This window comes from Pseudomonas sp. WS 5010, from assembly GCF_012985565.1.
Taxonomy (GTDB): Bacteria; Pseudomonadota; Gammaproteobacteria; order Pseudomonadales; family Pseudomonadaceae; genus Aquipseudomonas.
This window is the reverse complement of the sequence record NZ_JAAQWQ010000002.1, coordinates 731,428-756,735: the sequence shown is the minus strand read 5'-3', so window position 1 is coordinate 756,735 and position 25,308 is coordinate 731,428. Positions and strand designations below refer to the sequence as shown.

25 protein-coding genes are annotated in these 25,308 nt (G+C 61.0%); 12 read left to right on the top strand and 13 right to left on the bottom strand.

The genetic code is table 11. The features are described from left to right. The first annotated feature begins 209 nt into the window (after window positions 1-209). The gene (locus HBO11_RS08000) at window positions 210-404 is read left to right on the top strand and encodes a hypothetical protein (protein ID WP_057440092.1); all 195 of its coding nucleotides are present in this window, start codon (window positions 210-212) and stop codon (window positions 402-404) included. 1 nt (window position 405) lies between these two features. Here the strand turns inward: HBO11_RS08000 and HBO11_RS07995 are convergent, their stop codons facing one another. Then, window positions 406-786 (bottom strand): fe2+ zn2+ uptake regulation protein, encoded by a 381-nt coding sequence (locus HBO11_RS07995; protein ID WP_169952473.1) that lies wholly within the window; start codon window positions 784-786, stop codon window positions 406-408. A gap of 252 nt (window positions 787-1,038) precedes the next feature. On the opposite strand from HBO11_RS07995, the gene HBO11_RS07990 reads away from it, so the two are divergent. Continuing rightward, window positions 1,039-3,327, top strand: a complete 2,289-nt coding sequence (locus HBO11_RS07990; protein ID WP_169952471.1) for an acylase — start codon at window positions 1,039-1,041, stop codon at window positions 3,325-3,327. 5 nt (window positions 3,328-3,332) lie between these two features. Here the strand turns inward: HBO11_RS07990 and HBO11_RS07985 are convergent, their stop codons facing one another. The 3 genes from HBO11_RS07985 to HBO11_RS07975 form a co-directional block, all read right to left on the bottom strand. Further along, complete coding sequence (locus HBO11_RS07985) at window positions 3,333-3,857, bottom strand: AAA family ATPase (protein WP_170041626.1); 525 nt, start codon at window positions 3,855-3,857, stop codon at window positions 3,333-3,335. Beyond that, window positions 3,854-4,417: a nicotinamide riboside transporter PnuC gene (gene pnuC, locus HBO11_RS07980; protein WP_169952469.1), complete on the bottom strand. Its 564-nt coding sequence runs from the start codon at window positions 4,415-4,417 to the stop codon at window positions 3,854-3,856. The genes HBO11_RS07985 and pnuC overlap by 4 nt, the downstream gene beginning before the upstream one ends. 104 nt (window positions 4,418-4,521) lie before the next feature. Continuing rightward, entirely contained in the window at window positions 4,522-6,156 is a 1,635-nt protein-coding gene (locus HBO11_RS07975) for a methyl-accepting chemotaxis protein (protein WP_169952467.1), read from the bottom strand. Between the two features lie 250 nt (window positions 6,157-6,406). Between HBO11_RS07975 and HBO11_RS07970 the strand changes: the two genes are divergently transcribed. After that, window positions 6,407-7,237, top strand: coding sequence for an undecaprenyl-diphosphate phosphatase (locus tag HBO11_RS07970; RefSeq protein WP_169952464.1), 831 nt, complete (start codon window positions 6,407-6,409; stop codon window positions 7,235-7,237). Beyond that, window positions 7,237-7,620 carry a DUF1294 domain-containing protein gene (locus HBO11_RS07965; RefSeq protein WP_169952859.1) on the top strand — a complete coding sequence of 128 codons (384 nt, stop codon included), beginning with the start codon at window positions 7,237-7,239 and terminating at the stop codon, window positions 7,618-7,620. Before HBO11_RS07970 ends, HBO11_RS07965 begins: the two co-directional genes overlap by 1 nt. Window positions 7,621-7,710: 90 nt before the next feature. On the opposite strand, the gene HBO11_RS07960 is transcribed toward HBO11_RS07965, so the two are convergent. After that, a complete protein-coding gene (locus HBO11_RS07960; protein WP_057440098.1) occupies window positions 7,711-8,061 on the bottom strand; it encodes an MmcQ/YjbR family DNA-binding protein in 351 nt (116 codons plus the stop codon). 11 nt (window positions 8,062-8,072) lie between these two features. Then, the gene (locus HBO11_RS07955; RefSeq protein WP_169952462.1) at window positions 8,073-8,981 is read right to left on the bottom strand and encodes a LysR substrate-binding domain-containing protein; all 909 of its coding nucleotides are present in this window, start codon (window positions 8,979-8,981) and stop codon (window positions 8,073-8,075) included. A gap of 126 nt (window positions 8,982-9,107) precedes the next feature. On the opposite strand from HBO11_RS07955, the gene HBO11_RS07950 reads away from it, so the two are divergent. Together HBO11_RS07950 and HBO11_RS07945 are read left to right on the top strand one after the other, a co-directional pair. Then, complete coding sequence (locus tag HBO11_RS07950) at window positions 9,108-9,719, top strand: FMN-dependent NADH-azoreductase (RefSeq protein ID WP_169952460.1); 612 nt, start codon at window positions 9,108-9,110, stop codon at window positions 9,717-9,719. A 181-nt stretch (window positions 9,720-9,900) separates the two neighbouring features. Next, window positions 9,901-10,938, top strand: a complete 1,038-nt coding sequence (locus HBO11_RS07945) for a dienelactone hydrolase (protein ID WP_169952457.1) — start codon at window positions 9,901-9,903, stop codon at window positions 10,936-10,938. On the opposite strand, the gene HBO11_RS07940 is transcribed toward HBO11_RS07945, so the two are convergent. Both HBO11_RS07940 and HBO11_RS07935 read right to left on the bottom strand, forming a co-directional pair. Further along, window positions 10,932-12,104 carry an MFS transporter gene (locus HBO11_RS07940; protein ID WP_170041489.1) on the bottom strand — a complete coding sequence of 391 codons (1,173 nt, stop codon included), beginning with the start codon at window positions 12,102-12,104 and terminating at the stop codon, window positions 10,932-10,934. The genes HBO11_RS07945 and HBO11_RS07940 overlap by 7 nt on opposite strands. Before the next feature lie 177 nt (window positions 12,105-12,281). Next, the gene (locus tag HBO11_RS07935) at window positions 12,282-13,868 is read right to left on the bottom strand and encodes an ABC-F family ATPase (RefSeq protein ID WP_169957312.1); all 1,587 of its coding nucleotides are present in this window, start codon (window positions 13,866-13,868) and stop codon (window positions 12,282-12,284) included. A gap of 467 nt (window positions 13,869-14,335) precedes the next feature. Between HBO11_RS07935 and HBO11_RS07930 the strand changes: the two genes are divergently transcribed. After that, window positions 14,336-15,148, top strand: coding sequence for a class I SAM-dependent methyltransferase (locus tag HBO11_RS07930; protein WP_169957310.1), 813 nt, complete (start codon window positions 14,336-14,338; stop codon window positions 15,146-15,148). Window positions 15,149-15,266: 118 nt separating this feature from the next. Here HBO11_RS07930 and HBO11_RS07925 read toward each other — a convergent pair whose 3' ends face one another. Further along, entirely contained in the window at window positions 15,267-15,665 is a 399-nt protein-coding gene (locus HBO11_RS07925) for a TIGR03067 domain-containing protein (RefSeq protein ID WP_169957309.1), read from the bottom strand. Between the two features lie 390 nt (window positions 15,666-16,055). On the opposite strand from HBO11_RS07925, the gene HBO11_RS07920 reads away from it, so the two are divergent. The 4 genes from HBO11_RS07920 to HBO11_RS07905 all read left to right on the top strand — a co-directional run bounded on the left by HBO11_RS07920 (window position 16,056) and on the right by HBO11_RS07905 (window position 20,281). Continuing rightward, on the top strand, window positions 16,056-17,399 hold the full coding sequence (locus HBO11_RS07920) for a Wzz/FepE/Etk N-terminal domain-containing protein (RefSeq protein ID WP_169957307.1): 1,344 nt from the start codon (window positions 16,056-16,058) through the stop codon (window positions 17,397-17,399). Between the two features lie 278 nt (window positions 17,400-17,677). After that, entirely contained in the window at window positions 17,678-18,577 is a 900-nt protein-coding gene (lpxO, locus tag HBO11_RS07915; RefSeq protein ID WP_169957305.1) for a lipid A hydroxylase LpxO, read from the top strand. 210 nt (window positions 18,578-18,787) lie between these two features. Beyond that, entirely contained in the window at window positions 18,788-19,105 is a 318-nt protein-coding gene (locus tag HBO11_RS07910) for a hypothetical protein (RefSeq protein ID WP_070996253.1), read from the top strand. Between the two features lie 18 nt (window positions 19,106-19,123). Then, a complete protein-coding gene (locus HBO11_RS07905) occupies window positions 19,124-20,281 on the top strand; it encodes a PQQ-dependent sugar dehydrogenase (RefSeq protein WP_169957297.1) in 1,158 nt (385 codons plus the stop codon). A gap of 7 nt (window positions 20,282-20,288) precedes the next feature. Here HBO11_RS07905 and HBO11_RS07900 read toward each other — a convergent pair whose 3' ends face one another. Together HBO11_RS07900 and HBO11_RS07895 are read right to left on the bottom strand one after the other, a co-directional pair. Next, window positions 20,289-20,768, bottom strand: a complete 480-nt coding sequence (locus HBO11_RS07900; RefSeq protein ID WP_169957295.1) for a DUF1348 family protein — start codon at window positions 20,766-20,768, stop codon at window positions 20,289-20,291. Window positions 20,769-20,812: 44 nt separating this feature from the next. Further along, the gene (locus HBO11_RS07895; protein WP_169957294.1) at window positions 20,813-21,376 is read right to left on the bottom strand and encodes a TetR/AcrR family transcriptional regulator; all 564 of its coding nucleotides are present in this window, start codon (window positions 21,374-21,376) and stop codon (window positions 20,813-20,815) included. Window positions 21,377-21,500: 124 nt separating this feature from the next. On the opposite strand from HBO11_RS07895, the gene pssA reads away from it, so the two are divergent. Continuing rightward, entirely contained in the window at window positions 21,501-22,844 is a 1,344-nt protein-coding gene (gene pssA / locus HBO11_RS07890) for a CDP-diacylglycerol--serine O-phosphatidyltransferase (protein WP_169957292.1), read from the top strand. Here pssA and HBO11_RS07885 read toward each other — a convergent pair. Together HBO11_RS07885 and efeO are read right to left on the bottom strand one after the other, a co-directional pair. Further along, complete coding sequence (locus HBO11_RS07885) at window positions 22,841-24,043, bottom strand: MFS transporter (RefSeq protein WP_169957290.1); 1,203 nt, start codon at window positions 24,041-24,043, stop codon at window positions 22,841-22,843. The genes pssA and HBO11_RS07885 overlap by 4 nt on opposite strands. A gap of 426 nt (window positions 24,044-24,469) precedes the next feature. Continuing rightward, window positions 24,470-25,282, bottom strand: a complete 813-nt coding sequence (gene efeO / locus HBO11_RS07880) for an iron uptake system protein EfeO (RefSeq protein ID WP_169951419.1) — start codon at window positions 25,280-25,282, stop codon at window positions 24,470-24,472. Window positions 25,283-25,308 lie beyond the last annotated feature (26 nt).

Sequence of the window (25,308 nt, the reverse complement as noted above, 5' to 3'; positions counted from 1 at the left end):
AGGCTAAGTGGCGAAGCTGGTCCGATTTATCCCACGGTGAATTGTCAACAGAGATAACTGCCAGGTGATCGGGTGCAAGACAAGCCAAAGTGGCTGATCGCCTGTAACATGAATTCACGCCCACCCTGAGTCATCCCCGAAATAGGGTATGCCCTTGGCATGGCTTGCGATAAACAGTGGATACAACTTTCAGGTTTCAGGAACCCGTCATGACCCAGAAGCAACGCTTGATTTACTCGATTCTAATTTCCCTGGTCGTCCTCGGCACGATGTTTGGCCTGTCCTATTTGCAGAACATCGGCGCCATCAGTGAGAAGACGTTCCAGTACATCGCCATTGCCGTGGCAGTGATTGTGGTGGTGATCAACGGCATCATGCGCCGCAAGGTCAAGCCCAACCTGTAAGTCAGGCACCGGAATCCAGGACCTTCACAGCCTCTTCATGGAGGCTGTAGCTTTTATCGCTGTTGAGGGTGATCAAGCCCTCGCTGCACAGGCGCTTGAGCACCTCGCGCACACTGAGAAACGATAACGGGATGCCCAGTTCCAGCAAATGGCTGTGCACGCCCCGTACCCCCAGCGAGCGGCCGTTGTCGGCTGCCGTGAGCAGGGCGTCGATGACTTTCAGCCGGATCAGGCTGGTGCGCAACCCAAAACACTTGAGCAGATGCCGGATGCGTTGGTTGCCTTGATGCTCGGTTGCCTTGGCGAAGGCTTGGGTATCCGCGCCGAAAGCGGCGTCGTGTGCCATAAAATGTCCGTCCGTGGGCAGTTGCGGGTTGTACATGCAAAAACTCCTTATCAGAGCCTGATCAGGAAAATGATGGTGCTCTTAGTTAATAAGACGTATGAGCCGCGCAAATCATGAAGTCCAACCTGTATAAATTTTGTCAGTATCACGTCTGTCACATTCCTGGCGCCGGTAAATAAGCCGCGCGCGGCCTAAATTTCTGCGGATTTCTACGTCTCTATCCATGGGCTGGCATTGGCGAGTCGGCCCCGCCTTGGGCGTTCAATTTGGCTTGATGATGGGGTCTGCGTGATTATTTCCAACGGGTTGTCCAGGGTTTGCGTGGCGGGTGTGTTGCTGGGGGTGAGCCTGTGTGCGACGGCCCGCCAGGTGAGCGACGTGCAGGCGGGTGCGCTGAGCGCCGATATCCGCCGCACCGGGTTTGGTATCCCGCATATCCGCGCCAACGATGAGCGAGGCCTGGGGTATGGCATCGGCTATGCCTACGCGCAGGACAACCTGTGCCTGTTGGCCAACGAAGTGGTGACGGTCAATGGCCAGCGCGCTCGCTACTTCGGTGCCGAGCAGGCGACCCTGGAAGAGCGCAACAACCTGACCAGCGATGTGTTCTTTACTTGGCTCAATACGCCCGAAGCAGTGACGGCATTCTGGAAGGCTCAGACCCCGCAGATGCAGCAGCGTCTTGCAGGTTATGTGGCGGGGTACAACCGTTACCTGCAAGAACGCGGGACAAAGGACCGGCCGATGCAGTGCCAGGGCGCCTGGGTGCGGCCAATCACTACCAATGACCTGGTCAAGCTGACCCGCAGGTTGTTGGTGGAAGGTGGGGTGGGGCAATTTGCCGAGGCCTTGGCGGGGGCGACACCGCCCCAGCCAGGCGTGGCGGTGCAGGGCAATGTGCGAGCGTTTGAGGTCGCCACCTTGAAGCAGCAGCGTTTTGCCCTGGATCGCGGCAGCAACGCCGTGGCGGTGGGCAGCGAGCGCTCGTTCAATGGGCGCGGCATGTTATTGGCCAATCCGCACTTTCCATGGATCGGCGGCATGCGCTTTTATCAGATGCACCTGACCATCCCTGGCCAGTTGGATGTAATGGGCGCCGCCTTGCCGGGCCTGCCGGTGGTCAATATCGGCTTCAACCAGCATGTGGCCTGGACCCATACGGTGGACACATCCAAGCATTTCACCCTGTATCGCCTGACCCTGGACCCGAAGGACCCAACCCGCTACTTGCTTGACGGCAAGTCGATCCCCCTGCAGAAAACCCAGGTGACCGTGCAGGTCAAGGGCGCCGAGCCCCACACCCAAACGGTCTACAGTTCGCAGTTCGGGCCGGTGGTGCAATGGCCGGGCAAGCTCGACTGGAACGGGCAATACGCTTTCAGCCTGCGTGATGCCAACCTGGGTAATGACCGCGTACTGCAGCAGTGGTACGCGATGAACCAGGCCCGCAGCCTCAAGGACTTGCAAGCCTCGGTACACCGCCTGCAAGGCATTCCCTGGGTCAACACCCTGGCAGCGGACGATCAGGGGCAGAGCCTGTACATGAACCTGTCGGTGGTACCGAACGTCAGTGCAAAAAAACTCGAGCAATGCAGCGACCCGCGTGCTGGTCTGCAGATGATCATGCTCGACGGTGCCCACAGTGCCTGCGCCTGGGATATCGACCCGCGCGCGGCGCAGCCGGGGATCTTCGCCGCTGATCAACTGCCGCAGCTGGAACGCCGGGATTACGTACAGCACTCCAATGATTCGGCCTGGATGGCCAACCCCAAGGCGCCGCTGGCCGGCTTCTCGCCGGTGATCAGCCAGGATCACATAGCCCTGGGCGCCCGTTCGCGTTTTGCCTTGCAGCGCTTGCAGGACCTGGACAAACAGCCGATCACCATCGCCGACCTGCAACATATGGTGCTGGACAACCAGGTGTACCTGGCCGGCCAGGTGATGCCGGATTTGCTCAAGTTCTGCGCGCAACAGACGGATGAAACCCTGAAACCCCTGTGCACCCGCCTCAAGGACTGGGACCAGAAAGCCAACCTCGACAGCGGCCTGGGCCTGGTGCATTTCATCCAGGTCATGGAGCACATGCAGCAAGTGCCGGATGTGTGGCGCGTTGCGTTCGACCCGGATCACGCGCAAACCACCCCACGCGGCTTGCTCATCGAACAGCCGCAGGTGACCAAGGCATTGCGTGAGGCGATGCTGGCGTCAATCGCCCAAGTGAGCGAGTCGGGCTTGCAGGAGGGCGCGCGCTGGGGCGATATCCAGGTCTCGGGCAGCACGCCGATGCATGGCGGGCCGCAGGAGCTGGGCATCTACAACGCCATGCAAAGCGTGCCGAGGGCAGATGGCAAGCGCGAGGTGGTCAGCGGCAGCAGTTACTTGCAGATTGTCACTTTCGACGAGCAGGGGCCCAAGGCCGAAGGCGTGTTGGCGTTCTCGCTGTCCAGCGATCCGGCGTCGCCTCACTTCAAGGACCAGACCCAGGCGTTTTCCGCGAAAAAACTCAGCCCGTTGCCGTTTACCGAGCAGCAGATCAAGGCTGATCCGCAGTATCAACGGCAGGTGATCCACGAGTAGGGGATTTAGTCGGCGAGCAGGCGCGTCACGGCGGCAAAGGCCTGGTCATGCCGCGCCTGCCAATCCCCGCCAATCACCTTGAAGGGCTGGTGATGCTGCTCCAGCCAGTCGCGGCTGGCCTGGAAGAAGGCCTGGCGGTCTGCCAGGTCTGGCTGGCAGCGCTGGCCATCGGCGGTCCAGCCAATGCCTTCGGGCGACAGCAGCAGGTGCAGGTCGTAGTGGCGGGCCAGCAGCGCCTCATCGAGCCATGCCGGGGCATCGCCAAACAGGGTCAGGCTCCAGAGCTTGTTGGTCAGCAAGTGGGTGTCGAGGATCAACAGTTGCGGCTGCCGGGCGCGGCCGGCATCTTCCCAGGCCAGTTGGCCACGGGCGATGTCCGGGATGTCGGCCAGGGTCGTGTCACGCTGGTAATGGTCGATGAAATAGCGCACATATTCGCCCACCAGCACCGCGCCGAAATGCGCTTGCAGCTGCTCGGCCAGCCAGCTCTTACCGCTGGACTCGGGGCCTGCCATCACCAGCACCTTCATGTGCGCAACGCCGGGTCGGCGCGCCATTCGCGCCAGCCTTGCACGGCAATCACGGTGAACAAGGCGTAGAGCGCGGCTGTCAGGTACAGCCCTTTGTAGACAAACAGACCGACAAAAATCACATCGACCACAATCCACAGCGCCCAGCATTGCACGCGTTTTTGCGCCATCCACATCTGCGCCACCAGGCTGAAACCGGTCAGGGCGGCATCCAGCCAGGGTTGCGCGGCATCGGTCCAGTGGGCCATGGCAGCGCCCAGCAACAGGCTGCCCACGGCGCCAATGGTCAGGCTCAGGAGGATGGCCTGGCCGCCAAGGCGGGTGACCTGGCGCCCTTGCTTGACCTCGCCGGCGCGGGTCCACTGCCACCAACCGTAGACTTGCAGGCCGGCGTAGACCACTTGCAGCAGCATGTCCGAATACAGCTTCACTTCGAAGAACACCCAGGTGTACAGCAGCACCATGACCAGGCCGATCGGCCAGCACCATGGGTTCTGCTTGACCGTCAGCCAGACGGCAATCACCCCCAGCGCGGCGGCAAACAGTTCAAGCCCGGACATGGGATTCCTTGGAAGAGTCGAAGAGGAGGGCGATTGTACCCAACCTCCCAGGCAAATGCAGAACCCCTGTAGGCGCTGGCAAGCCAGCCCCTACACAGTGGGCGTTAGACCTTGAACTGGCGCAGCAGGCCGTTGAGCTCTTCGCTCAAGTCCTTCAGGTGCACGCTGGCCACACTCGACTGCTGGGCTGCCAGCGCAGTGCTGTGGGACAGGCCGGCAGCCTGGGTCACGTTCTGGTTGATGTCTTCCACCACATGGGCCTGTTGCAGGGTTGCGCTGGCAATCGAGGCGTTGAGGCCGTTGAGGTTGCGCAGGGCCTGGCCGATGGCATTCAGGCTGGCGCCCGCCTGGCCGGCTTGTTCGATGGTCAATTGCGAGGCCTGGTGGCTGTCGCTGATCACCTTGACTGCCGCTTCGGAATGCCCTTGCAGGCGTTCGATCATGCTCTGGATTTCGGCGGTGGACTTTTGCGTACGCTGGGCCAGCAGGCGCACCTCATCGGCAACCACGGCAAAACCACGGCCCTGTTCGCCAGCGCGGGCGGCTTCGATGGCGGCGTTGAGGGCCAGCAGGTTGGTCTGGTCGGCAATCGAGCGAATCACCTCCAGCACCCCGCCAATCTGCGTGCTTTCGGTGGACAGGGTGCGGATCACTTCCACCGCCTGGCTGATGGTGCCGGACAGCGCGTCGATCTGTTGCAGGCTGCCGTCGATATTGACCTGGCCCTGTTCGGCCTGGGTCTGGGCATCGCGCATTTCGCTGGCGGCGTGTTCGGCATTCTTGGCCACGTCCTGCACGCCGTAAGTCACTTCGTTAATAGCGGTGGCCACCAACTCCATCTGCTGGGACTGCTGCTGGCTGCGGTCATGGGCCTGGCTGGCGTTGCTGCCCAGTTCGGCGGACGACTGGCCCAGGGCATTGGCGCACACCTGCAACTGGCTGACCACCTGGCGCAGCTTGGCAGTGAAGGTGTTGAAGTGCCGCGACAGTTGCGTGACCTCGTCCTGGCCATGGGTGTCAAGGCTGCGGGTCAGGTCGCTTTCACCGCTGGCGATGTTGGCCATGGCATGCACCGCTTCTTGCAGCGGGCGCACGATGCTGCGGGCAATCAGCACCACCAGCAGGGCCATGATCAGCGCAATGCCCAGGCCGATCAGCGAGGCTTCCCACACCTGGCCACGGAACTGTGCCTGCACATCATCTACATAGACGCCGGAGCCGATGATCCAGCCCCAGGGTTCGAACAACTGGATATAAGAGGTCTTGGCCACGGGCTCAGCCGCGCCAGGTTTCGGCCAACGGTAATCGACCATGCCGGCGCCCTTGGCCTTGGCCAGGGTGACGAATTCGTTGAACACCGCAAAACCGTCCGGATCACGGATGGCCGAGAGGTTCTGGCCGTCAAGCTTGGGGTTGGCCGGGTGCATGATCATCACCGGCGTCAGGTCATTGATCCAGAAATAGTCATCCTGGTCATAGCGCAGCCCGCGCACCACGCTCAGGGCTTGCTTCTGCGCGGCTTCGCGGGTCAGTACGCCGGTGGTTTCGAGGCTGTGATAAAAATTCAGAATCCCGCTGGCGGTCTGTACCACATGCTGGGTCTGCTGGCTCTTGGCCTGGTAGAGGTCGTTGTGGATCTGCTTGAGCATCAGCAAACCCAGGGTCAGCAACATCAACACGGCGACTATCAGGATCATCCAGAGGCGCCGGCTGATCGACATATTGCGCAAACTATTCATAGTCTTGTCACTCCGCGTTCTTATAATTTTCGGTGCTGCGTTGATCAGCCAGTGATAACGCGAAGCGAAATCCGGGCTTGTCTGATAGGCTTTCGGCCCGGAATCAAAAAACCTGAGTGCTGCCTGATTTTTCACAGAATTTTTGCAGTTCAGCCTTGATCCTGCGCGCGGCCTTGCAGCGTGCTCATCGTTAGTGAACACCTAGAAAATATCAACGAGGCATGCCGTCGCATGACCTTTTGGGGGAATAATGGATCTTTGGACCGCCTTTCAGGCACTGATACTTGGCATTGTCGAAGGGCTGACGGAGTTCTTGCCGATCTCCAGTACCGGGCACCAGATTATCGTCGCCGATTTGCTCGACTTCGGTGGCGAACGCGCCATGGCGTTCAACATCATCATTCAACTGGGCGCCATCCTGGCGGTGGTCTGGGAGTTCCGGCGCAAGATCCTTGACGTGGTGACCGGCCTGCCGACCCAGCGCAACGCCCAGCGCTTTACCATCAACCTGCTGATCGCCTTCCTGCCGGCGGTGGTGCTGGGGGTGATTTTTGCCGACCTGATCCACGAATACCTGTTCAACCCGATCACCGTGGCCACTGCGCTGGTGATCGGTGGGGTGATCATGTTGTGGGCCGAGCGCCGCGAGCATGTCATCCATGCCGAAACCGTCGATGACATCACCTGGAAAGACGCCTTGAAAGTCGGCTTTGCCCAGTGCCTGGCGATGATTCCGGGCACGTCGCGTTCCGGTTCGACCATCATCGGCGGCCTGCTGTTCGGCCTGTCGCGCAAGACGGCGACCGAGTTCTCGTTCTTCCTGGCAATGCCAACCATGGTCGGCGCGGCGGTGTATTCGGGCTACAAGTACCGTGAGCTGTTCCAGCCTGCGGACCTGCCGGTGTTCGCCCTCGGCTTTGTGGTCTCGTTCATCTTCGCGATGATTGCGGTGCGCGGTCTGCTCAAGTTCATCGCCAGCCACAGCTACGCAGTGTTTGCCTGGTACCGCATTGCGTTCGGCTTGCTGATCCTGGCCACCTGGCAGTTCGGCTGGATTGACTGGGCGGCGGCCAAGGCGTGATGACCATCCAGCATCCGCGCTTCAAGGCCCTGGTGTTTGTGCTGTTGTGTGCCGTGCCGTTGTTTGGCGCGGCACTGCTGGCGTATCGCGGGGTGTCGCTGATCCCGCTGGCGGCCTATGGGCTGGTCAGTGTGGTGACGTTTTGCTTGTACTGGAGCGACAAGCGCAAGGCCCAGAGCGACAGCTGGCGCACCCCGGAAAAGATCCTGCACGCGATGGAGCTGGCCGGTGGCTGGCCCGGTGCGTTGGTGGCACAGCAGGTGTTTCGCCACAAGACGCGCAAGGTGTCGTATCAGGTGGTGTTCTGGTTGATCGTGGTGCTGCACCAGGTGTTCTGGATCGATCAGTTGTTTCTGGGTGGCACGCTGCTGGCGGTCTTCTAGCTGTGTGGGGCTTGGGAGCGAAGCTGCGCTCCCACAGGGGTATGTGCATGTCTCGATGATCAAGTTGTGTGCAAGACGACCTGGACTGGCTTACTCGTCCAGCCTCAGGCCGATCTGCGTACGCTTGGGCAGTTTGCTCACCACCAACTGGTGGGAGCGCTGCAGCAAACCGCGCAACTCCTCGCCGCCCAGCGGGTAGGGCAGTTGCATGATGATCCACTGCGCGCGTGCCAGGTACGGCGCCGGGTGGATGCCCGGGCGGTCCACGTGGCCGAGGAACAGCTCCTTGTCGACCTTGAACGCCAGGGAGTCACCCCGCAGGTTCTGCAACGCGAACATCTTGTTGCCGGCAATCGAGAACACCCGCACTCCACCCCATTTGTAATCCTCGCGCGCACCGGGCAGGCCCAGGCAGAACTGGGCGACGTCGTCTTCGGTCATGATCCGGGTGTTCATATCAGGCGATCTCCGCAATTGTTGAAGGCGTGGGCCAAAAAGTCGATCCAGGCGCGCACCGCTGGGGATACGCCGCGTCGGTGCGGGTACACCGCTTGCAGCCAGCCGCCAGGCAGTGACCATTCGGGTAGCAATTGCACCAGCTGGCCGGTTTCCAACTCCTGCTCGCAATACATCATCGGCAGCACGGTGAAGCCCAAGCCGGCGAGGGCGCTGGCCTTGCGCACCAGGAAGTCGTCGATGCCCAGGCGTGCCTCCATGGCCAGGTCGGTGGCATTGCCGGCAGGGTCGAGCATGCGCAGGTGGACCATGCGGTCGGCTTCCAGGGCGCCCAATACCGGCAGGTGCTTGAGGTCGGCCGGGGTGTTGATCTGATGGCCACGCACAAACTCGGGGCTGGCGACCATGGCCGTCTGCGCCTGACGCAGGCGGCGGGTCACCAGCAGCGGGTCTTCGTCCCCCAGTTCGCGCACGCGCAGGGCCACGTCCACGCCCTCGGCTACCAGGTCGACGCGACGATTGATCAGCATCATCTCCAATTGCACCAGCGGGTGGGCTGCGAGAAATTGCGCCACCACCGTCGGCAGGATTTCGTGGGCCAGGCCCACCGGGCAACTGACGCGCAGGCGGCCACGGGGCTCGCTGGACATGTTGGCCACGGCTTCGTCGGCCATTTCCGCTTCCAGCAGCATCGCCTGGCAATGCCCCAGGTAGCGTTCGCCGACGGCGGTCAGGGTCAGTTGCCGGGTGGTGCGCTGCAACAGGCGGGCGCCGAGGCGTTCCTCCAGTTCGGCAATGCGCCGTGACAGCCGCGACTTGGGGATCCCCAGCAGCCGGCCAGCGGCCGCGAAGCCACCGGCTTCCACCACCTTGGCGAAATAGTAGAGGTCATTGAGGTCTTGCATGTTGGGCCTATTGTCCTGTCAGTGGGACGAACTATCGCATTTTAACCGGCTAATCGGCTATTGGGTTGATCTGTAGGATTCTCTCCATCAGATCGCCCGGTGGCGGTCCTCACTTGGAGATCCCACATGAAACTCTTGCATATCGATTCCAGCATCCTCGGCGACAACTCGGTATCCCGTCAGTTGAGCCGCGAAGTGGTCAAGGCCTGGCAAGCGGCCGAGCCGGGTGTGGAAGTCACCTACCGCGACTTGGCCAGCGAAGGGATCAACCATTTTTCCGGGATCACCCTGGGCGCCCTGGGCACCGCTGCCGAACTGCGTGATGCGGTGCAGAAGCACGAAGCCGACCTGAGCGCCTCGACCCTGGCCGAGTTCCTGGCGGCCGACGCGGTGGTCATCGCCGCGCCGATGTACAACTTCACCATCCCCACCCAACTCAAGGCCTGGATCGACCGCATTGCTGTTGCCGGCCAGACGTTCCGCTACACCGAAGCCGGCCCGCAAGGCCTGTGCGGCAACAAGAAAGTCATCGTGGTCTCCACCGCCGGTGGCCTGCACGTGGGCCAGCCGACCGGTGTGGCGCACGAGGATTACTTGAAGGTGCTGCTGGGCTTCTTCGGCATTACCGACGTTGAGTTCGTACGTGCCCACGGCCTGGCCTATGGTGACGAAGCACGCAGCAAGGCGCTGAACGACGCCAATGCGCAGATCAGCGAGCAACTGTTCGTCGCTGCGTAGGAGATTTCACCGCGGCTCGCTATCAATCTGATTCGAGGCGCCTAAACTCTGTATTCTGCTGACCTGAAAACCAGCGGATTACGGAGTTTTTTGTTTTGGGTGGGCGAATCTGGCGCAGGTTATGCAACACAGGGCCATACCGCCCACTCGCAGGCGTCACGCAGCACAGGTGGACATCCCCATGATGCGTCTTTGTGCAGTCTTGCTGGTTTCCCTGTTCGGCGGCCTCGTTCCAGTGCACGCCGCCGTGGCCCCGCACCCCCATTGGAGCGTGGGCTATCACCGCATGAGCTTTCTCGACCCGCTGGATTCGCAGCCGATGAAAGCCATCGCCTTTTATCCGTCCACCGGCCGCGAACATATCAGCCAGGTGGGCGCCTATCGCGTCGCCGCCACCGAGGATGCCAAGGTCGCCATTGGCCGTTTCCCGCTGCTGATGTTGTCCCATGGCAACACCGGCACACCCCTGGCCTTGCACGATTTGGCGACGTCGCTGGCGCGCAAGGGGTTTGTGGTGGTGGCGGTGCTGCATCCTGGCGACAACTACAAGGACCACAGCCGCCTGGGCACCTTGAGCAACCTGTATGGCCGCCCGATCCAGATTTCGGCAGCGATTAGCGCCACCTTGGGCGACCCAATGCTGTCGCCGTTCGTCAATGTCGACCAGGTGGGCGTGATCGGCTATTCGGCGGGCGGCGAGACGGCGCTGATCCTGGCCGGGGCCAAGCCGGATTTCGAGCGTTTGCGCCGCTATTGCATGGAACGCCCCGAAGACCGTGACGCTTGCACGACCAAGGGCGAGCTGGTGGTCGACCGCGATGACCTGCAACCCCAGGCCGACTCCCGGATCCATGCGTTGATGCTCATGGCCCCGCTGAGCCTGATGTTTGGTCGGCACACCCTGGGCGACGTGCATGTGCCGGTGCTGCTGTATAGCGGCGACGGTGACAAGCTGGTGGCCGTGGATAAAAACGCCGCCGCCCTGGCGCGCAAGCTGCCGCAGCCGCCGGATTTCAAGCTGTTGGCCGGGGCCGGGCACTTTATCTTCATGGCTCCTTGCGATGATGAGCAGTTGGCGCTGATGCCGGCGCTGTGTACGGATGCCGATGGGGTGGACCGCGAGGGCATTCACCGTGACCTGATTTCCGAGGCCGGGCGTTTTTTCGGGCGCACCCTTGGCCAGCACTCGCGGGCCGGCCTACAGACCGCCGATCAATAGGCCCGGCGCATCAGCAGCAGGGTCAGGCCCAGGCCTGTGACGGACAGTAGCGCCGCGCCAAAGAAAATCCACGAGTAGCCCAGGTTCAACGCCACCGCGCCCATCAACGGCCCGGCAATCGCCAGCGCCAGGTCAAAAAACACCGCATAGGCACTCAGCCCCGCGCCCCGGCTGCTGTTGGGCACCTGTTTGATAGCTTCGACGCCCAATGCCGGGTACACCAGGGACAGGCCAAAGCCGGTGAGGCCGGCGCCGACCAGGGCGATGGCGGGAGAGGGTGCGAGCCATAGCAGGGCCAGGCCGAGGGTTTCCAGGGTCATGCAGGCAATCGCTGCGCGAAACCCGCCAAAGCGGTTGATGCTGGAGATAAACAGCAGGCGCGAGAGGATAAAGCAGATGCCAAACACCGTCAGGCACCAGGCGGCGCCGGTCCAGCCGCGGCTCAGGTAGAACAGGGTAATGAAGGTGGTCAGGGTGCCGTAGCCAATGGATGCCAGGCACAGGCTGGCGCCAAACGGCGCAATCCGCCCGAACACCGCCCAGAACGGCAGGCGCTCGCCGCGCACCACCGGCACCGAGGGCTTTTTGCGAATCAGCACCAGGCCCAGCCCGGCCAGCACCGCCAGCGCGATACCGAGGCTGTTGTAGCCATATTGCGCAACCATCACCACACCCAGCGGCGCACCAATGGCGATAGCGCCGTAGGACGCGATGCCGTTCCAGGAGATCGAGCGGGCGGTGTGTTCGGCGCCGACCTGGCCCATGCACCAACTGATAGTGCCGACACCGATCAGGCCCTGGGCCACGCCCAGCAGCACGCGGCCGACAATCAGAATTCCCAGGCTTAGATTGGGCAGGCTTTGCAGCGCAGTGGCGAGCAGGGTCAAGACGCCGCTGAGCAGGATGCCGCTCAAGCCGAGCACAATCGCGCGCTTGGTGCCGACGTTGTCCGACATGCGCCCGGCCATGGGCCGGCTGAGGAGGGTGGCCAGGTACTGCGAACCGATGGTGATGCCCGCCACTACCGCACTGAAGCCCAGTTGTTCATGGACGTAGCCGGGAATCACCGCAATCGGCAGGCCGATGCAGATAAACGCGATAAAGGTATAGAAGACGATGGAGACGATCTGCAGGGTGATCGACAGGGAGCTGGGGGCGGCAGGCATGGAGGCTCATTCGCGGCAGGGCGGTGAGCGCATCATGGCAAGGGCTGGGGAGAAAAGGAAGCAGGCTAACAATCATCGGCTGGACGCTCCGTTGGTCGAGCCTGGAAATGCAAAAAGCCCCGTCACTGCTGACGGGGCTTTTACTTGCAGCGTGTAGCCAGCCGCTATTGGCTGCCCTTAAAACACCACGCCCTGGCTACGCAGGTAGTCGTCATAGGTGCCGCTGAAGTCGATCACGCCGCTTGGGCTCAGCTCGATGATGCGAGTGGCCAGGGACGATACGAACTCACGGTCGTGGCTGACGAAGATCAGCGTGCCCGGGTAGTTCTCCAGCGCCAGGTTCAGCGCCTCGATGGATTCCATGTCCAAGTGGTTGGTCGGTTCATCCATGACCAGCACGTTGGGCTTTTGCAGGATCAGCTTGCCGAACAGCATGCGACCTTGCTCACCACCGGAGATGACCTTGACCGACTTGAGGATCTCGTCGTTGGAGAACAGCATGCGGCCGAGGGTGCCGCGGATCACTTGTTCGCCCTGGGCCCACTGGCCCATCCAGTCGAACAAGGTGACGTCGTCTTCGAAGTCGTGGGCATGGTCCTGGGCGTAGTAGCCCAGCTCAGCCGCGTCGGTCCACTTCACGCTGCCGGCGTCCGGGGTCAGTTCGTTGACCAGGGTGCGCAGCAGGGTGGTCTTGCCGATACCGTTCGGGCCGATGATCGCCACGCGCTCGCCCGCTTCAACCTGGAAGCTGAAGTCCTTGAACAGGGTCTTGCCGTCAAAGCCCTTGGCCATGTGCTCGACGATGACCGCCTGGCGATGCAGCTTCTTGGTCTGCTCGAAGCGGATGAACGGGCTCACACGGCTCGAAGGCTTGACCTCGGCCAGCTGGATCTTGTCGATCGCCTTGGCGCGGGAAGTGGCCTGCTTGGCTTTCGAGGCGTTGGCCGAGAAACGGCTGACGAACGATTGCAGTTCGGAGATCTGCGCTTTCTTCTTGGCGTTGTCCGACAGCAACTGCTCGCGGGACTGGGTGGCCACGGTCATGTACTCATCGTAGTTGCCCGGGAACAGGCGCAGCTCGCCGTAGTCCAGGTCAGCCATGTGCGTGCACACGCTGTTCAGGAAGTGACGGTCGTGAGAGATGATGATCATCAGGCTGTTACGCTGGGTCAGGACGTTTTCCAGCCAGCGGATGGTGTTGATGTCCAGGTGGTTCGTCGGTTCGTCGAGCAGCAGCACTTCCGGATCCGAGAACAACGCCTGGGCCAGCAGTACGCGCAGCTTCCAGCCTGGGGACACTTCGCTCATCGGGCCGAAGTGCTGCTCGATGCCGATACCCAGGCCCAGCAGCAGTTCACCGGCACGGGATTCGGCGGTGTAGCCGTCCATTTCGGCGAATTCGGTTTCCAGCTCGGCCACGGCCATGCCGTCTTCTTCGCTCATTTCCGGCAGCGAGTAGATGCGATCGCGCTCGGCCTTGACCTTCCACAGCTCTTCGTGACCCATGATCACGGTGTCGATCACGTTGAATTCTTCGTAGGCGAACTGATCCTGGCGCAGCTTACCCAGGCGCACGTTCGGTTCCAGCATGACCTGGCCGCCGGACGGGTCGAGGTCGCCACCGAGGATTTTCATGAAGGTCGACTTGCCGCAACCGTTGGCACCGATCAAACCATAACGGTTACCGGCGCCGAACTTGACCGAGACGTTCTCAAACAGCGGCTTGGCGCCGAACTGCATGGTGATGTTAGCTGTGGAGATCAATTACTTTACCTATCAATAGCTTGGGGTGCGCTTATTTGGGCCGGGACCCATTCGGAGCCCGGGCCAACGGGCATGCGTCAACAGCGACATCAAGGCGTGAAGCCCAGTCGCCGAGCAGAAAATATGGGGTGCATGTTGGAATTTGGCGCGCATTGTCGCATATGTGAGGCGCGAGTTATATGACAGGCAGGCTTGTCCGGCGCCAAGAAGTGCGGCGCGGGTCTTTTCTGGCGGGAAATTCTACAAAATTCATCGAGTTGTATCGAAATTGTATCGATTGTCAGGTTTGTGGTTGATAACAGTTGAACATCCAATGGCCGTGGATTAAGTTTCCACCGTTCGCCCTGCAGTGATGGCTCTTTACCGGTTCAAGGATGGCGAGGCTGTCGGTGCGGGGCGAACCACCTTCTTTTTTTGACGGCGCTCATTGCCATCCTGTTGCGCACGCTCAATGGTTTGGAGACGCAATGGACACGCTGTCTGCTCAACAGGCGATCGCCAGTAACAAGGCCGCCTGGAACGAATCCGCCGAACACCATAAAACCACCGAGCACTGGCAAGGCCTGCTCGCCGGCGTCGGCGAGCCCGACTTCAGCTGCCTGGATCCCACCCTGACCTCAGTGTTGTTGCAGGTGGGCATACAGGGTCGGGACGCCGTGCAACTGGGCTGCAACAACGGCCGTGAGAGCCTGTCGCTGTATGGGCTTGGCGCCCGCAGTGTGGTCGGGGTCGACCAGTCCGATGCGTTTCTGGCGCAGGCGGCGGAACTGGCCAGCCGCTCGCCGCATGCACCTGAATTTATCGAAGCCGATGTTCATCATTTGCCCGAGCGTGTGTTGGGGCGGTTTGATATCGCCCTGATCACCATCGGCGTGCTGGGTTGGATGCCAGATATCGGGCTGTTTATGCGGCATGTTGCCAGCACCCTGAAAGAGGGGGGCACGCTGGTGATCTACGAGACCCATCCATTCCTGGAAGTGTTCGACCCCGAAGCGGCCAACCCGATGCTGCCGGCCACCTCCTACTTTCGCCGCGAGCCTTTTGTGCAGAACGAGGCAATCGTCTATGAAGGCACCAGCAAAAGTGCCGCCGCCACGTCCTACTGGTTTGTGCATACCCTGGGGGAGACTGTCAGCGCGGCCATCGCGGCAGGGCTGCAGATCAGTCATTTGCAGGAATACCCGCACTCCAATCGCGAAGAGCTGTACGACCGGTACGAAAACCAGGCCGCGCAATTGCCCATGTGCTACACGCTGACTGCGGTAAAACGCTCGGCCTGAAGGCAAAAAAAAGGCCCGCTGGGGCGGCGGGCCAAGGGATTCATCTGAGGAGTTGGGTTTAACCTAACGCGTCAAAGGTGAACACTTTGTGAAAATCCTGTCGCAAAAACCTGCCTGCTCAAGACCTGCGCACAAACGTGCGCATGGTTTGCCCTGGCGTCGTACTGAAACGCGTTGGCCGGGGCATGCCTTCATCCGCTGCGATGAACACGAAGTGCCTGTCATCCAAGGTGTAGCTGGCCGGCAGGCATTTGCCGGCGTCGGCCCCTATGGAATCTATCCAAGTGATGCTTTTGGGCGTGGTGCTGGCGTCCAGGCTAAAACACCCCTCTAGCAGTACGTTGCCGTCGACGGTCTCGACCCGGAATCGATCACCGTCAATCGTGGTCAGCGCACCTGGCGCACTGTGCTCGTCCGGTGGATTAATGACACCACTGTCTTCCAGGGCAATTTGTTCCCAGGTGCCTTGCAGGGCCTGTCTATCCAGTTGCGTTGGGCTCGATATGGGTGATGGCATCAAAAGCTCCTTTTATTGATGGGCCGGGCAGGGCGGTTTGTCTACCAGCCAATTTTTTTAAAAACTGGCATGGAGCTTTCTGCAAGAAATGTCTCAAAAAAGCCAAGTAGTTGAGTTCTCCCCCTTGCAAGCAGCGATTTTGACATATCGTAAGAACGATGCTGCTCGATATGTCGTCTACGCTGATCAATGTCATGGACGACATTGATTTTTGTGAAGGAAAACAAACTCCATGCGATAGGGATTTTTTCAGTGACTAAATGGTCGGATGACCGTTGTCTCGTGTCGTACGAGCCATATACAGGGCGTTGTCCCTGCATTTTCAGTTGGTTATTCAGATCTATCGTGTAGTGGACAGCCAGCGTCCACTTTTTGAAGGGTGTCCCCATTTTGAATAGAACTCCCCAGGTGCACGCCCCCGTGGTGTCTGACGAAATTGATTTATTTGAGCTGTTTCACTCGATTTGGCGGCAGAAGAAACTGGTCATCGGCTGTACCTTCTTTGCCGGCCTGCTTGGTGTTGGCTACGCGCTGCTCGCTCCCCGTGAGTACCAGGTCAGCAGCGTGCTGAGGCCGGCAGCTATCAATGAACTGGACGCACTCAATCGTTCCGAGGTCTACAAGTTGCCACCGGCGGACGCGCTGGCCAAAGTGGGCGCGCAGTTGGATTCGTACGACGCGCGACTGAGCTTCTTCAAAGCCAACCCGGCGTTGTTCCAGGCGTTTCAGGAGCCGGGCCGCAGCCTTGAGCAGAGTTTCGAAGCGTTCAACCGCAACTCGATCAAGCTGATCCTGCCCGACCCGAAGAAAGCAGATTCCCTCAGTAGCTATATCCGTCTTGAGCTGCAATACCCCACCGATATAGACGGGGTCGCGATTCTCAACGGTTTTGTCGACTACGCCATTGCAGCCGAGCGCGAGCAAGTGGGCGCCGATCTCAAGGTGATCGTCAACAACCGCCTTACCGAGCTCAAGGGCAAGATTGACGCAGCGCGCGCCAATTATGAAACCGACAAGGAATCGAAGATCGCCAAGCTGCTGGAGGGCGACAAGCTCAAGCGCGCACAGCTTGAAGACGAACTCAGCGCCCTGCGCCTACAGATGAAAATGCAGCGTTCCAACCGCCTGGCAGAGTTGAACGAGGCCATCTCGATTGCCAAGTCCATGGGCATCAAGAACCCGACCACGCCGTCGTCCATGGCCGATGCCGGGCGTAGTGGCACAAGCCAGGTGATGCGCACCGAGGTCAACAACCAGCAGATTCCCCTGTACTTCCTCGGCACCGACGCCCTGGAAGCCGAGCGCACGGCCCTGCAGCAGCGTACCAGTGATGACTTCACCAACAACCGCGTCGCCGAAATCGGCAAGGAACTGCAGTTGCTGGAGGTCAATCGCCAGGTCGAGGTGATGAAGCGTCGGGGCAATGAAGATATTTTCCTGCAGGATGTCGAGCCCTTGCGCGCTGAAGTGGCGCGCCTGCGCAGCCTGAATATCGATATGAGCGCCTTGAAACTGGTGACCATTGACCGGCGCGCCCAGGAGCCCCTGAGCCCGGTCAAGCCGAAGAAAATCCTGGTGGTTGCGTTGAGCCTGGTGGGCGGTTTGCTGCTGGGGATATTGATCGCGCTGGTTCGCCATCTGGTGCTGGCACGCGGCAAGCCAGTGGCCTATTCGCCCCTGGACGACGACCGCTTTACCAAGCGCGAACGCAAGGATGACCAGCCACTGGGCTGAGTCACGCCGCTCCTTTGCCGGGCTGCGTCGCAGCCCGCAAGACCCGCCACCCCGCGTCCGAGGTGGCGCGGCTATACAGTTGGAAGACACCTTTTCACAATTCTTAGTTAACCTTTGGTTACAATCTATGGCTAAAATAACTGCCATTGGCCACTATCCGAACTGTCTCCAAGGCACTCGTGGGCTGTTAACGAATTGTGATTTCAGGTGCTGCATTTTCCCTCCCTGGCCCGGCCTGGAGGAGCAGCCTGTACTCTTCTGACATGTGACGAATTCCCGTGAAACTCATCATTGTTGCTCTCTACGTTGTCTCCATCGCGTATGTCCATCTGCGTGGCCGGGTGCGACATAAGCTGGGCCGTCAATTAAGCGACCACTCGACCTTCCTCGCCCCGGTCAATTGCTTCCTTTACCTATTCTCCAAACTGCCCGGCCGCCCGTATCTCTCGCCCAGCGATTTCCCCGACCTGAGCCCGCTCCAGGAGCACTGGCAGGAGATTCGCGAGGAGGGCCAGAACCTGATGCGCGCCGGTGAGATCAAGCGCTCGGACCAATACAACGACGTGGGTTTCAACTCGTTTTTCAAATCGGGCTGGAAACGTTTCTACCTCAAGTGGTACGGCGACAGCCATCCTTCGGCCATGAAGCTGTGCCCGCGTACTACGGAGCTTGTGCAAAGCATCGGTTCGATCAAGGCCGCGATGTTTGCTGAATTGCCTCCAGGCTCGAAATTGGTGCGCCATCGCGATCCTTATGCTGGCTCCTACCGTTACCACCTGGGGTTGGATACACCCAACGATCCAGGCTGCTATATCAACGTGGACGGTGAAAACTATCACTGGCGCGACGGCGAGGCGGTGATGTTTGACGAGACTTACATTCACTACGCCGAAAACACCACCCAGCAAAACCGCATCATCTTGTTCTGCGATATTGAGCGACCGATGAAATACCGTTGGGCTGCGGCGTTCAATCGCTGGTTCAGCCGCAATGTCATGGCCGCCGCCGGCTCGCCCAATGATGCCGGGGACAAGACCGGCGGCTTGAACCGCGCCTTTACCCGCCTGTACAAGATCCGCCTGCGCGGCAAGGAGCTGAAAAAGCGTAACCGCACCCGGTATTACCTGGAGAAGTGGGCGATCTTTGCTGGTTTGGCAGTGATTTTCATATTGATCTGAGAGTAAGGCCCCTTGCCACTGGCAGGGGCTACTCAGGCGGCTGGGTCCCCAGTTTCTGCCCTATCTTCTTGCTGAGCCGCTGCCGGTTGGCGTAGGGGCATTCGAAAAGCCGTGTTACACCTGCATGGAAAGTATTTGGTTACCAAATCCGAACCCAGGGCGTAGCGTGTTATCGAATGCAGGTATTCCTCACCCTACAGAGGTTTTGTCATGAACAGCCGTACGCGCAGCCTTGTAGTGCTGGCCCTGGGCCTTGCCTTGAGTGGCGGGGTGCAGGCGCAGAACCTGCCCGGCAACAACAACCCGTATAACAGCCCGATCAAACGGGCCAATCCCAACAGCATGCAGGGCACCCAGCCCAATACGCCCGCCACCCGCGGTACCTACACCGCGCCGGTGCCTCGGCCGCCGACCCTGGAAAATGGCGGTATCGGCAACCGCTATCCGCAACGTGATGCAGCACCTGCACGTCCCGCCACCCAACCTTCAGCCCCGACGCAAGATGCCAATGGCAATCGCCGGCCCTGAACGCAAGGAACCCACGGTATGTTTCTACGCACAACTCTTTTAGCGACCTGCTGCGCCAGCGCCCTGGCAAGCGCGTTGCCCGCGTTGGCCGCCGAGACCCGGCAGTTCCCCAGCGAGCAAGGCAGTATCACCGCGACCCCGATTGTCAAAGGCCTGGACCACCCATGGGCGGTGGCGTTTTTACCCGACAAACAGGGCTTTTTGGTCACCGAACGGCCGGGCGCGCTACGTTTTGTGGGCAGTGATGGCAAATTGTCCGCGCCGCTGAGTGGCGTGCCGCAAGCCTGGGCCAAGGGGCAGGGCGGTTTGCTGGATGTGGTGTTGTCACCGGATTTCAAGGAGGACCGCTTGGTCTACCTGTCCTACGCCGAAGGGGGTGGCAAGGGCGGTACGGCCGGCACGGCGGTAGGGCGTGGCCGCTTGAGCGACGACCTGAGCGGCCTCAGGGACTTCCAGGTGATCCTGCGCCAGGAGCCCAAGCTCTCCACCGGCAACCATTTTGGCTCGCGCCTGGTGTTTGACCGCGATGGCTACCTGTTTGTGACCCTGGGCGAGAACAATGATCGCCCGACGGCCCAGGACCTGGACAAGTTGCAGGGCAAGGTAGTGCGGATCTACCCCGACGGCCGCGTACCGGATGACAACCCGTTTGTCGGCCAGCCAGGAGCGCGGCCGGAAATCTGGTCCTATGGCCAGCGCAACCCCCAGGGCGCTGCGCTGAACCCGTGGACCGGCACTCTTTGGGAAAACGAACATGGCCCACGCGGCGGTGATGAGATCAATATCATCGAACGTGGCAAGAACTACGGCTGGCCCTTGGCGACCCATGGCATCAACTATTCCTTGCTGCCGATTCCCGAGGCCAAGGGCAAGACTGCCGAAGGCACGGTCGGGCCCCATCATGTGTGGGAAAAGTCACCGGCCATCAGCGGCATGGCGTTCTACGACGCCGACCGCTTCAAGGCCTGGCAGCACAACCTGTTTATCGGCGCCCTGGCCAGCCAGGAGCTGATCCGCCTGCAGTTCGACGGCGACAAGGTGGTCCACGAAGAGCGCCTGCTGGGCGAGTTGAAGGCGCGCATCCGCGATGTACGCCAGGGCCCGGATGGCTTCCTGTACGTACTCACGGATGAGGATGATGGCGTGTTGTACCAGGTGGGCTTGAAGCAGGATTGACCGGCTCCTACAGCCCCAGTTCAGACAGCCCCGGATGATCATCCGGGCGCCGTCCCAGGGGCCAGTGGAATTTGCGTTCGCTTTCCTTGATCGGCATGTCATTGATGCACGCATGCCGATTGGACATCAGGCCGTCCTGGTCAAACTCCCAATTCTCGTTGCCGTAGGAGCGGAACCAGTTACCGCAATCGTCGTGCCATTCATAGGCATAACGCACCGCGATGCGGTTGCCGGTAAACGCCCATAGCTCCTTGATCAAGCGGTAGTCCAGTTCCCTGGCCCATTTGCGGGTGAGAAAATCCTTGGCCTGCTCGCGGTTATGGGCGAACTCGGCGCGATTGCGCCACTTTGTGTCCAGGGTGTAGGCCAGCGACACGCGCTGCGGATCGCGGGAGTTCCAGCCGTCTTCGGCGAGACGGATCTTTTCAATGGCCGATTGCTCGGTAAAGGGCGGCAAGGGCGGACGCACGTGTGCATTGGCGGTCATTTGACTGCTCCTTTGGATCGTTAGTTGTTAAACCCAGACAACTTTCAAAGTGCCAATAAGTCCTGCGCCATGCATTGCGCATTATCAGCGGCGGTGACATCGCCCATGATCAGGGCGATGGTAATGGCGCCATCGACCAGGATCAGCAGTTGCGCGGCCTGCTTCTCCGGGGCCGGGGTGCCATGGGCCTTGCACAGTTCAAGCAGGTACTCGAACAGTTTCTGTTTGTGCGCCTTGGCCAGTAAGCGAACCGGGTCTTGCGGGTTGCCGGTCTCGCCGCTGGTATTGATAAAGGCGCAACCGCGAAAGTCCGCAGAGCCGAACCAGGCCTTGAGGGCGCTGAACACGCCGAGCAAACGGGCGCCGCTGCCGGCGTATTGCTCGACCTCGCTGCGCAGCCACAGCAGCCAACGCGCGTCGCGCCGCTGCAGGGCGGCGATCACCAGTTCGTCCTTATTGGCAAAGTAGCGGTAGATACTCTTCCTGGAGACACCGGCGGTTTTCACCAGCAGATCCATGCCGGTGGCTGCAATGCCATGCCGGTAGATCAACTTTTCGGTGACGTCCAGGATAATCTCGCGGGTTTCATTGTTGGCCATATCGTTCATGTTGCGAACAGTAGAACGATCGTTCTTCTTGGTCAATCAATTATTTTCAGCGGCCCGTGGGCAGACCTGGGGACCCCCATGGTGTAAGCTCTCGGGCTCTTCGGATTCGATCATTGCGAGCCCTATGCCGTCGTTATTCAAACGTTCCCTGTTGCCCAAATTGCGCGGTTTTCCCCTGAGCACCGATGCGATCGAGGTGCTGTCTGGCGCTGCCGAGTTTCGCCGCTGCCTGTTGGAGAAAATCGCCCAGGCCCAGCACCGTATCTACATCGTCGCCCTGTACTTGCAACAGGACGAAGCGGGCCAGGAGGTGTTTGACGCGCTGCATGCCGCCAAGGCCGCACGGCCCGGGCTGGATATCGTGGTGATGGTCGACTGGCTGCGCGCCCAGCGCGGGCTGATCGGCGCGGGCAAGCAGCCGGGCAACAGCGCCTGGTACCAGGCGATGACCCTGTCACACCCGACGCAAGTGCCGGTGTACGGCGTGCCGGTGCAGACCCGCGAGCTGTTCGGCGTGCTGCACCTCAAGGGTTTTGTGATCGACGACAGTGTGCTGTACAGCGGCGCCAGCTTGAACAATGTGTACCTGCACAAGTTCGACAAATACCGCTTCGACCGTTATCACCTGATCCACAGCAAGCCCCTGGCCGACTCCCTGCAACACCTGGTGGAACACGGCCTGGTGGCGTCCAAGGCGGTGCACCGCCTGGACCTGCCCAACCTGCCCAGTACCCGCAGCCTGCGCAATGACATCGGCGACCTGCGCAGCCGTCTCAAGCACGCGACCTATGACACCACGGCCGGCCAGGCGGGCATTGGCGGGTTGTCGGTCAGCCCGCTGCTGGGGGTGGGCAAGAACAACCCGCTGAGCCGGGTGATCTGCGAGCTGATCGCCAGTGCCCAGCAGCAGTTGACCATCTGCACCCCGTATTTCAACCTGCCGCTGCCAGTCACCCGGGAAATCAACCGCGCGCTGGCCCGGGGGGTGAAGATCGACATCATCGTCGGCGACAAGACCGCCAACGACTTCTACATCCCGCCCAGCGAACCCTTCAGGATCATCGCCGCGCTGCCCTATCTCTACGAGATCAGCCTGCGCCGCTTTGCCAAGCGCCACCAGCGCATGATCGACAGCGGCCAGCTCAACCTGCATCTGTGGCGCGACGGGGAAAACACCTATCACCTCAAGGGCATGTGGGTCGACGAACGCTATACCTTGCTCACCGGCAACAACCTCAACCCCCGGGCTTTCCGCCTGGACCTGGAAAACGCCTTGCTGATCGACGATCCCCAGGGCCAGTGGCTGGCACCACGGCGTGGCGAGCTTGCGCAGATTTTCCAGCACACCACGCGGATCCAGGGCTACCAGCAGTTGCAGACGCTGGTGGATTACCCCGAGGCCGTCGGCAAGTTTTTGCGCCGGGTCAGCCGGGTACGGGTCGAGCGGTTGTTGTATCGGATTCTCTAGTGGCGCGGTGCCGGCCAGATCGCTATGAGCAGCAGCAGGGCAGCGGCCACCAGGTACGGTAGCCGCGGCTCGACGGCATAGATCAGAGTCCCGGCCAGGGGCCCGACCACCACGCCCAAGCCTTGTGCGGCACCCACCGACCCGGCAGTAGCGCCTTGTTCCGAGGCTTCCACTGCGTTGGCCGCCAGTGCGGCGAACGATGGGAAGATCCAGCCCATGCCGGCCGCCGAGACGAAGAAACACAGCCAGAGGATCCACGCGGTATCGGCGAACATACTGCCGGCAAAGCCCAGGGCGGAAACAGTGGCGCCGACGCGGATCATCCGCAATGGCGGCCATTCGAGCTTGCGCACCAGCAATTGCGAGCAGATCAAGGCCAGGCCGACCATCGTCAGGGCAATCCCGGCGGTTTGTGCGGCATCGGCCGGGTTCATTTTCAGGCGGTCGAGGGCGAAAAAGCCCACGGTGATCTGGGCGATAGACACACAGAGCATGGCGGCAAAGGCCACCACCAGGGGCCGGCGCAGGCGTGGGTCAGAGAGGTTGACGGCCTTGGGTGGTTGCTTGAGGTGCAGTTCCTGGCGCGGCAGTTTCACCAGCAACACCAGGAAGCCGAGCATCGGCAACAGCGCCATGGCATAGAACGGCAGGCTCAGGCTGTAGCGGGCCAGCAGCGCGGCAACCGCCGGCCCTAGCACCAGGCCGCAGGCGTTGGCCGCCCCCAGCGAGGCCATGGCCTTGGCGCGGTGGGCCGGCTCGATATTGTCGGCGATCAACGCATAGCCGCCCACCGGGATTGCGGCGTAGAACACCCCGATCAACCCGCGCCCGAGCACCAGCCCGATAAACGCCAGCATGGCCGAGGGCAGTAATTGCAGGGACGCGTCGATAAACACGCACAGCGCCCAGTACGCCAGGGTGAAACCGCCCGTGCCCAGCAGCAGCACGCGCCGGCGCCCCAGGCGATCACTGGCCTGGCCCCAAGGCCGCGCCAGCAACATCCAGATCACCCCGGACACCGTCACCGCCGCCCCCGCCTGCCACGTCGCCAGCCCCAGCACCCGGGCGATGGGGCCAATCAGCGAGACAAACGCCATCATCGCCATGGTGCAGGCCATGTTGGCGATCAGCAGGGGACGCAGGTTGAACGACACAGAGGTGGGCAAGGCAGCATCGATGCTAGTGGCTGAATCGGGCATGGGGAATCTTCCGTGAGTGGGATCAATGGAACGTTATAGGTAAGACGGTTAAACGCACAGCGCGATTAACCTAGATGATAGGGATCTACAGCTTTGGGAGTGGGGTTGCTTGTGATGGCGGTGGTTCAGCCACCCATCTTGGATGACTGACACACCGCCATCGCAGGCAAGCCAGCTCCCACGTTTGATTTGCGGTGTGGCCCAAGTTTCAGCACCGACGAACATCCCCTGTGGGAGCGGGCTTGCTCGCGATCGCGGTGGTTCAGCCACTGTTTCCGGTGACTGACACACCGCCATCGCAGGCAAGCCAGCTCCCACATTTGATTGGCGGTGTGGCGAATATTTTCTGCTCGCTGAGCCCCCCTGTGGGAGCGGGCTTGCCCGCGATGGCGGTGTGTCAGGCTCAGAGCCGCTACCGTCGAGGTATCAGTTCAACCCCAGCTTGCCCCGCAGGGTCGACAGGTCTTCGGCCAGGGTATTGACCGGGCCGACCAGGGCCTTGCGGTCGTTTTCCTTGACCTTGTCATAGGTTTCAAAACCGCCATCGGCCGTCTTGTATTTGGCCAGGATGGTGTCCACCGTGGCGAAGTTCTTGTCGACCTTGGCCAAAAACGCCTTGTCCTGCTGTTCGATCTGCCCACGGAACAGGTCGACGATCTTCTTCGCCCCGTCAATGTTGCCCTGGAAGTCATACAGGTCGGTGTGGCTGTAGCGGTCCTCTTCGCCGGAGATCTTGGTGGCGGCCACTTCTTCGAGCAACGCGGCAGCGCCGCCGACGACTTTTTCCGGCGGGAAAGTCAGGCCGGCAACGCGGGTTTGCAGGTCTTTGACGTCCTTGTTCAAGCCATCGGCAAGGGCGCCCAGGCCCTGGGTGCTGTTCTCGGCGAACAGGCTGTATTCAATACGGTGGAAACCGGTGAAATCCTCGGCCTTCACGCCTTTTTCGTGATCGTCGACCCGTGAGTCGATCGAGGCATCGAGGTCGCTGAACAGCTCGGCGATCGGCTCGATGGACTCATAGTGCACACGGGTCGGCGCATAGAGTTTTTTCGCGGTGGCCAGGTCGCCTTTTTTCACCGCGTCGGTAAAGGCCTGGGTCTGGGTCACCAGTTCATCAATCTTGTCGGTGACATAAATCTTGTAGTCCGACACCGGACCCACCAGGTCCAGGGGCGCCGTCGCGGCAAAGGCTGCGAGCGGAGAAAGGGTCAACAACAACGCAAGAGACGACTTTTTCATGGGACGGTTTCCGCTGTGGGGAGGGG

Bases quoted from the DNA above. Each gene is read 5' to 3' on its own strand.
- HBO11_RS07955 (WP_169952462.1), bottom strand. From the start codon at position 8,981: ATGCAAGACCTCAATGACCTCTACTATTTCGCCAAGGTGGTGGAAGCC.
- HBO11_RS08000 (WP_057440092.1), top strand. From the start codon at position 210: ATGACCCAGAAGCAACGCTTGATTTACTCGATTCTAATTTCCCTGGTC.
- HBO11_RS07930 (WP_169957310.1), top strand. From the start codon at position 14,336: ATGGACACGCTGTCTGCTCAACAGGCGATCGCCAGTAACAAGGCCGCC.
- pssA (WP_169957292.1), top strand. From the start codon at position 21,501: ATGCCGTCGTTATTCAAACGTTCCCTGTTGCCCAAATTGCGCGGTTTT.
- HBO11_RS07970 (WP_169952464.1), top strand. From the start codon at position 6,407: ATGGATCTTTGGACCGCCTTTCAGGCACTGATACTTGGCATTGTCGAA.
- HBO11_RS07945 (WP_169952457.1), top strand. From the start codon at position 9,901: ATGATGCGTCTTTGTGCAGTCTTGCTGGTTTCCCTGTTCGGCGGCCTC.
- HBO11_RS07975 (WP_169952467.1), bottom strand. From the start codon at position 6,156: ATGAATAGTTTGCGCAATATGTCGATCAGCCGGCGCCTCTGGATGATC.
- HBO11_RS07885 (WP_169957290.1), bottom strand. From the start codon at position 24,043: ATGCCCGATTCAGCCACTAGCATCGATGCTGCCTTGCCCACCTCTGTG.
- HBO11_RS07995 (WP_169952473.1), bottom strand. From the start codon at position 786: ATGTACAACCCGCAACTGCCCACGGACGGACATTTTATGGCACACGAC.
- HBO11_RS07905 (WP_169957297.1), top strand. From the start codon at position 19,124: ATGTTTCTACGCACAACTCTTTTAGCGACCTGCTGCGCCAGCGCCCTG.
- HBO11_RS07940 (WP_170041489.1), bottom strand. From the start codon at position 12,104: ATGCCTGCCGCCCCCAGCTCCCTGTCGATCACCCTGCAGATCGTCTCC.
- HBO11_RS07900 (WP_169957295.1), bottom strand. From the start codon at position 20,768: ATGACCGCCAATGCACACGTGCGTCCGCCCTTGCCGCCCTTTACCGAG.
- efeO (WP_169951419.1), bottom strand. From the start codon at position 25,282: ATGAAAAAGTCGTCTCTTGCGTTGTTGTTGACCCTTTCTCCGCTCGCA.
- pnuC (WP_169952469.1), bottom strand. From the start codon at position 4,417: ATGTCCGGGCTTGAACTGTTTGCCGCCGCGCTGGGGGTGATTGCCGTC.
- HBO11_RS07925 (WP_169957309.1), bottom strand. From the start codon at position 15,665: ATGCCATCACCCATATCGAGCCCAACGCAACTGGATAGACAGGCCCTG.
- HBO11_RS07960 (WP_057440098.1), bottom strand. From the start codon at position 8,061: ATGACCGAAGACGACGTCGCCCAGTTCTGCCTGGGCCTGCCCGGTGCG.
- HBO11_RS07895 (WP_169957294.1), bottom strand. From the start codon at position 21,376: ATGAACGATATGGCCAACAATGAAACCCGCGAGATTATCCTGGACGTC.
- HBO11_RS07985 (WP_170041626.1), bottom strand. From the start codon at position 3,857: ATGAAGGTGCTGGTGATGGCAGGCCCCGAGTCCAGCGGTAAGAGCTGG.
- HBO11_RS07965 (WP_169952859.1), top strand. From the start codon at position 7,237: ATGACCATCCAGCATCCGCGCTTCAAGGCCCTGGTGTTTGTGCTGTTG.
- HBO11_RS07950 (WP_169952460.1), top strand. From the start codon at position 9,108: ATGAAACTCTTGCATATCGATTCCAGCATCCTCGGCGACAACTCGGTA.
- HBO11_RS07910 (WP_070996253.1), top strand. From the start codon at position 18,788: ATGAACAGCCGTACGCGCAGCCTTGTAGTGCTGGCCCTGGGCCTTGCC.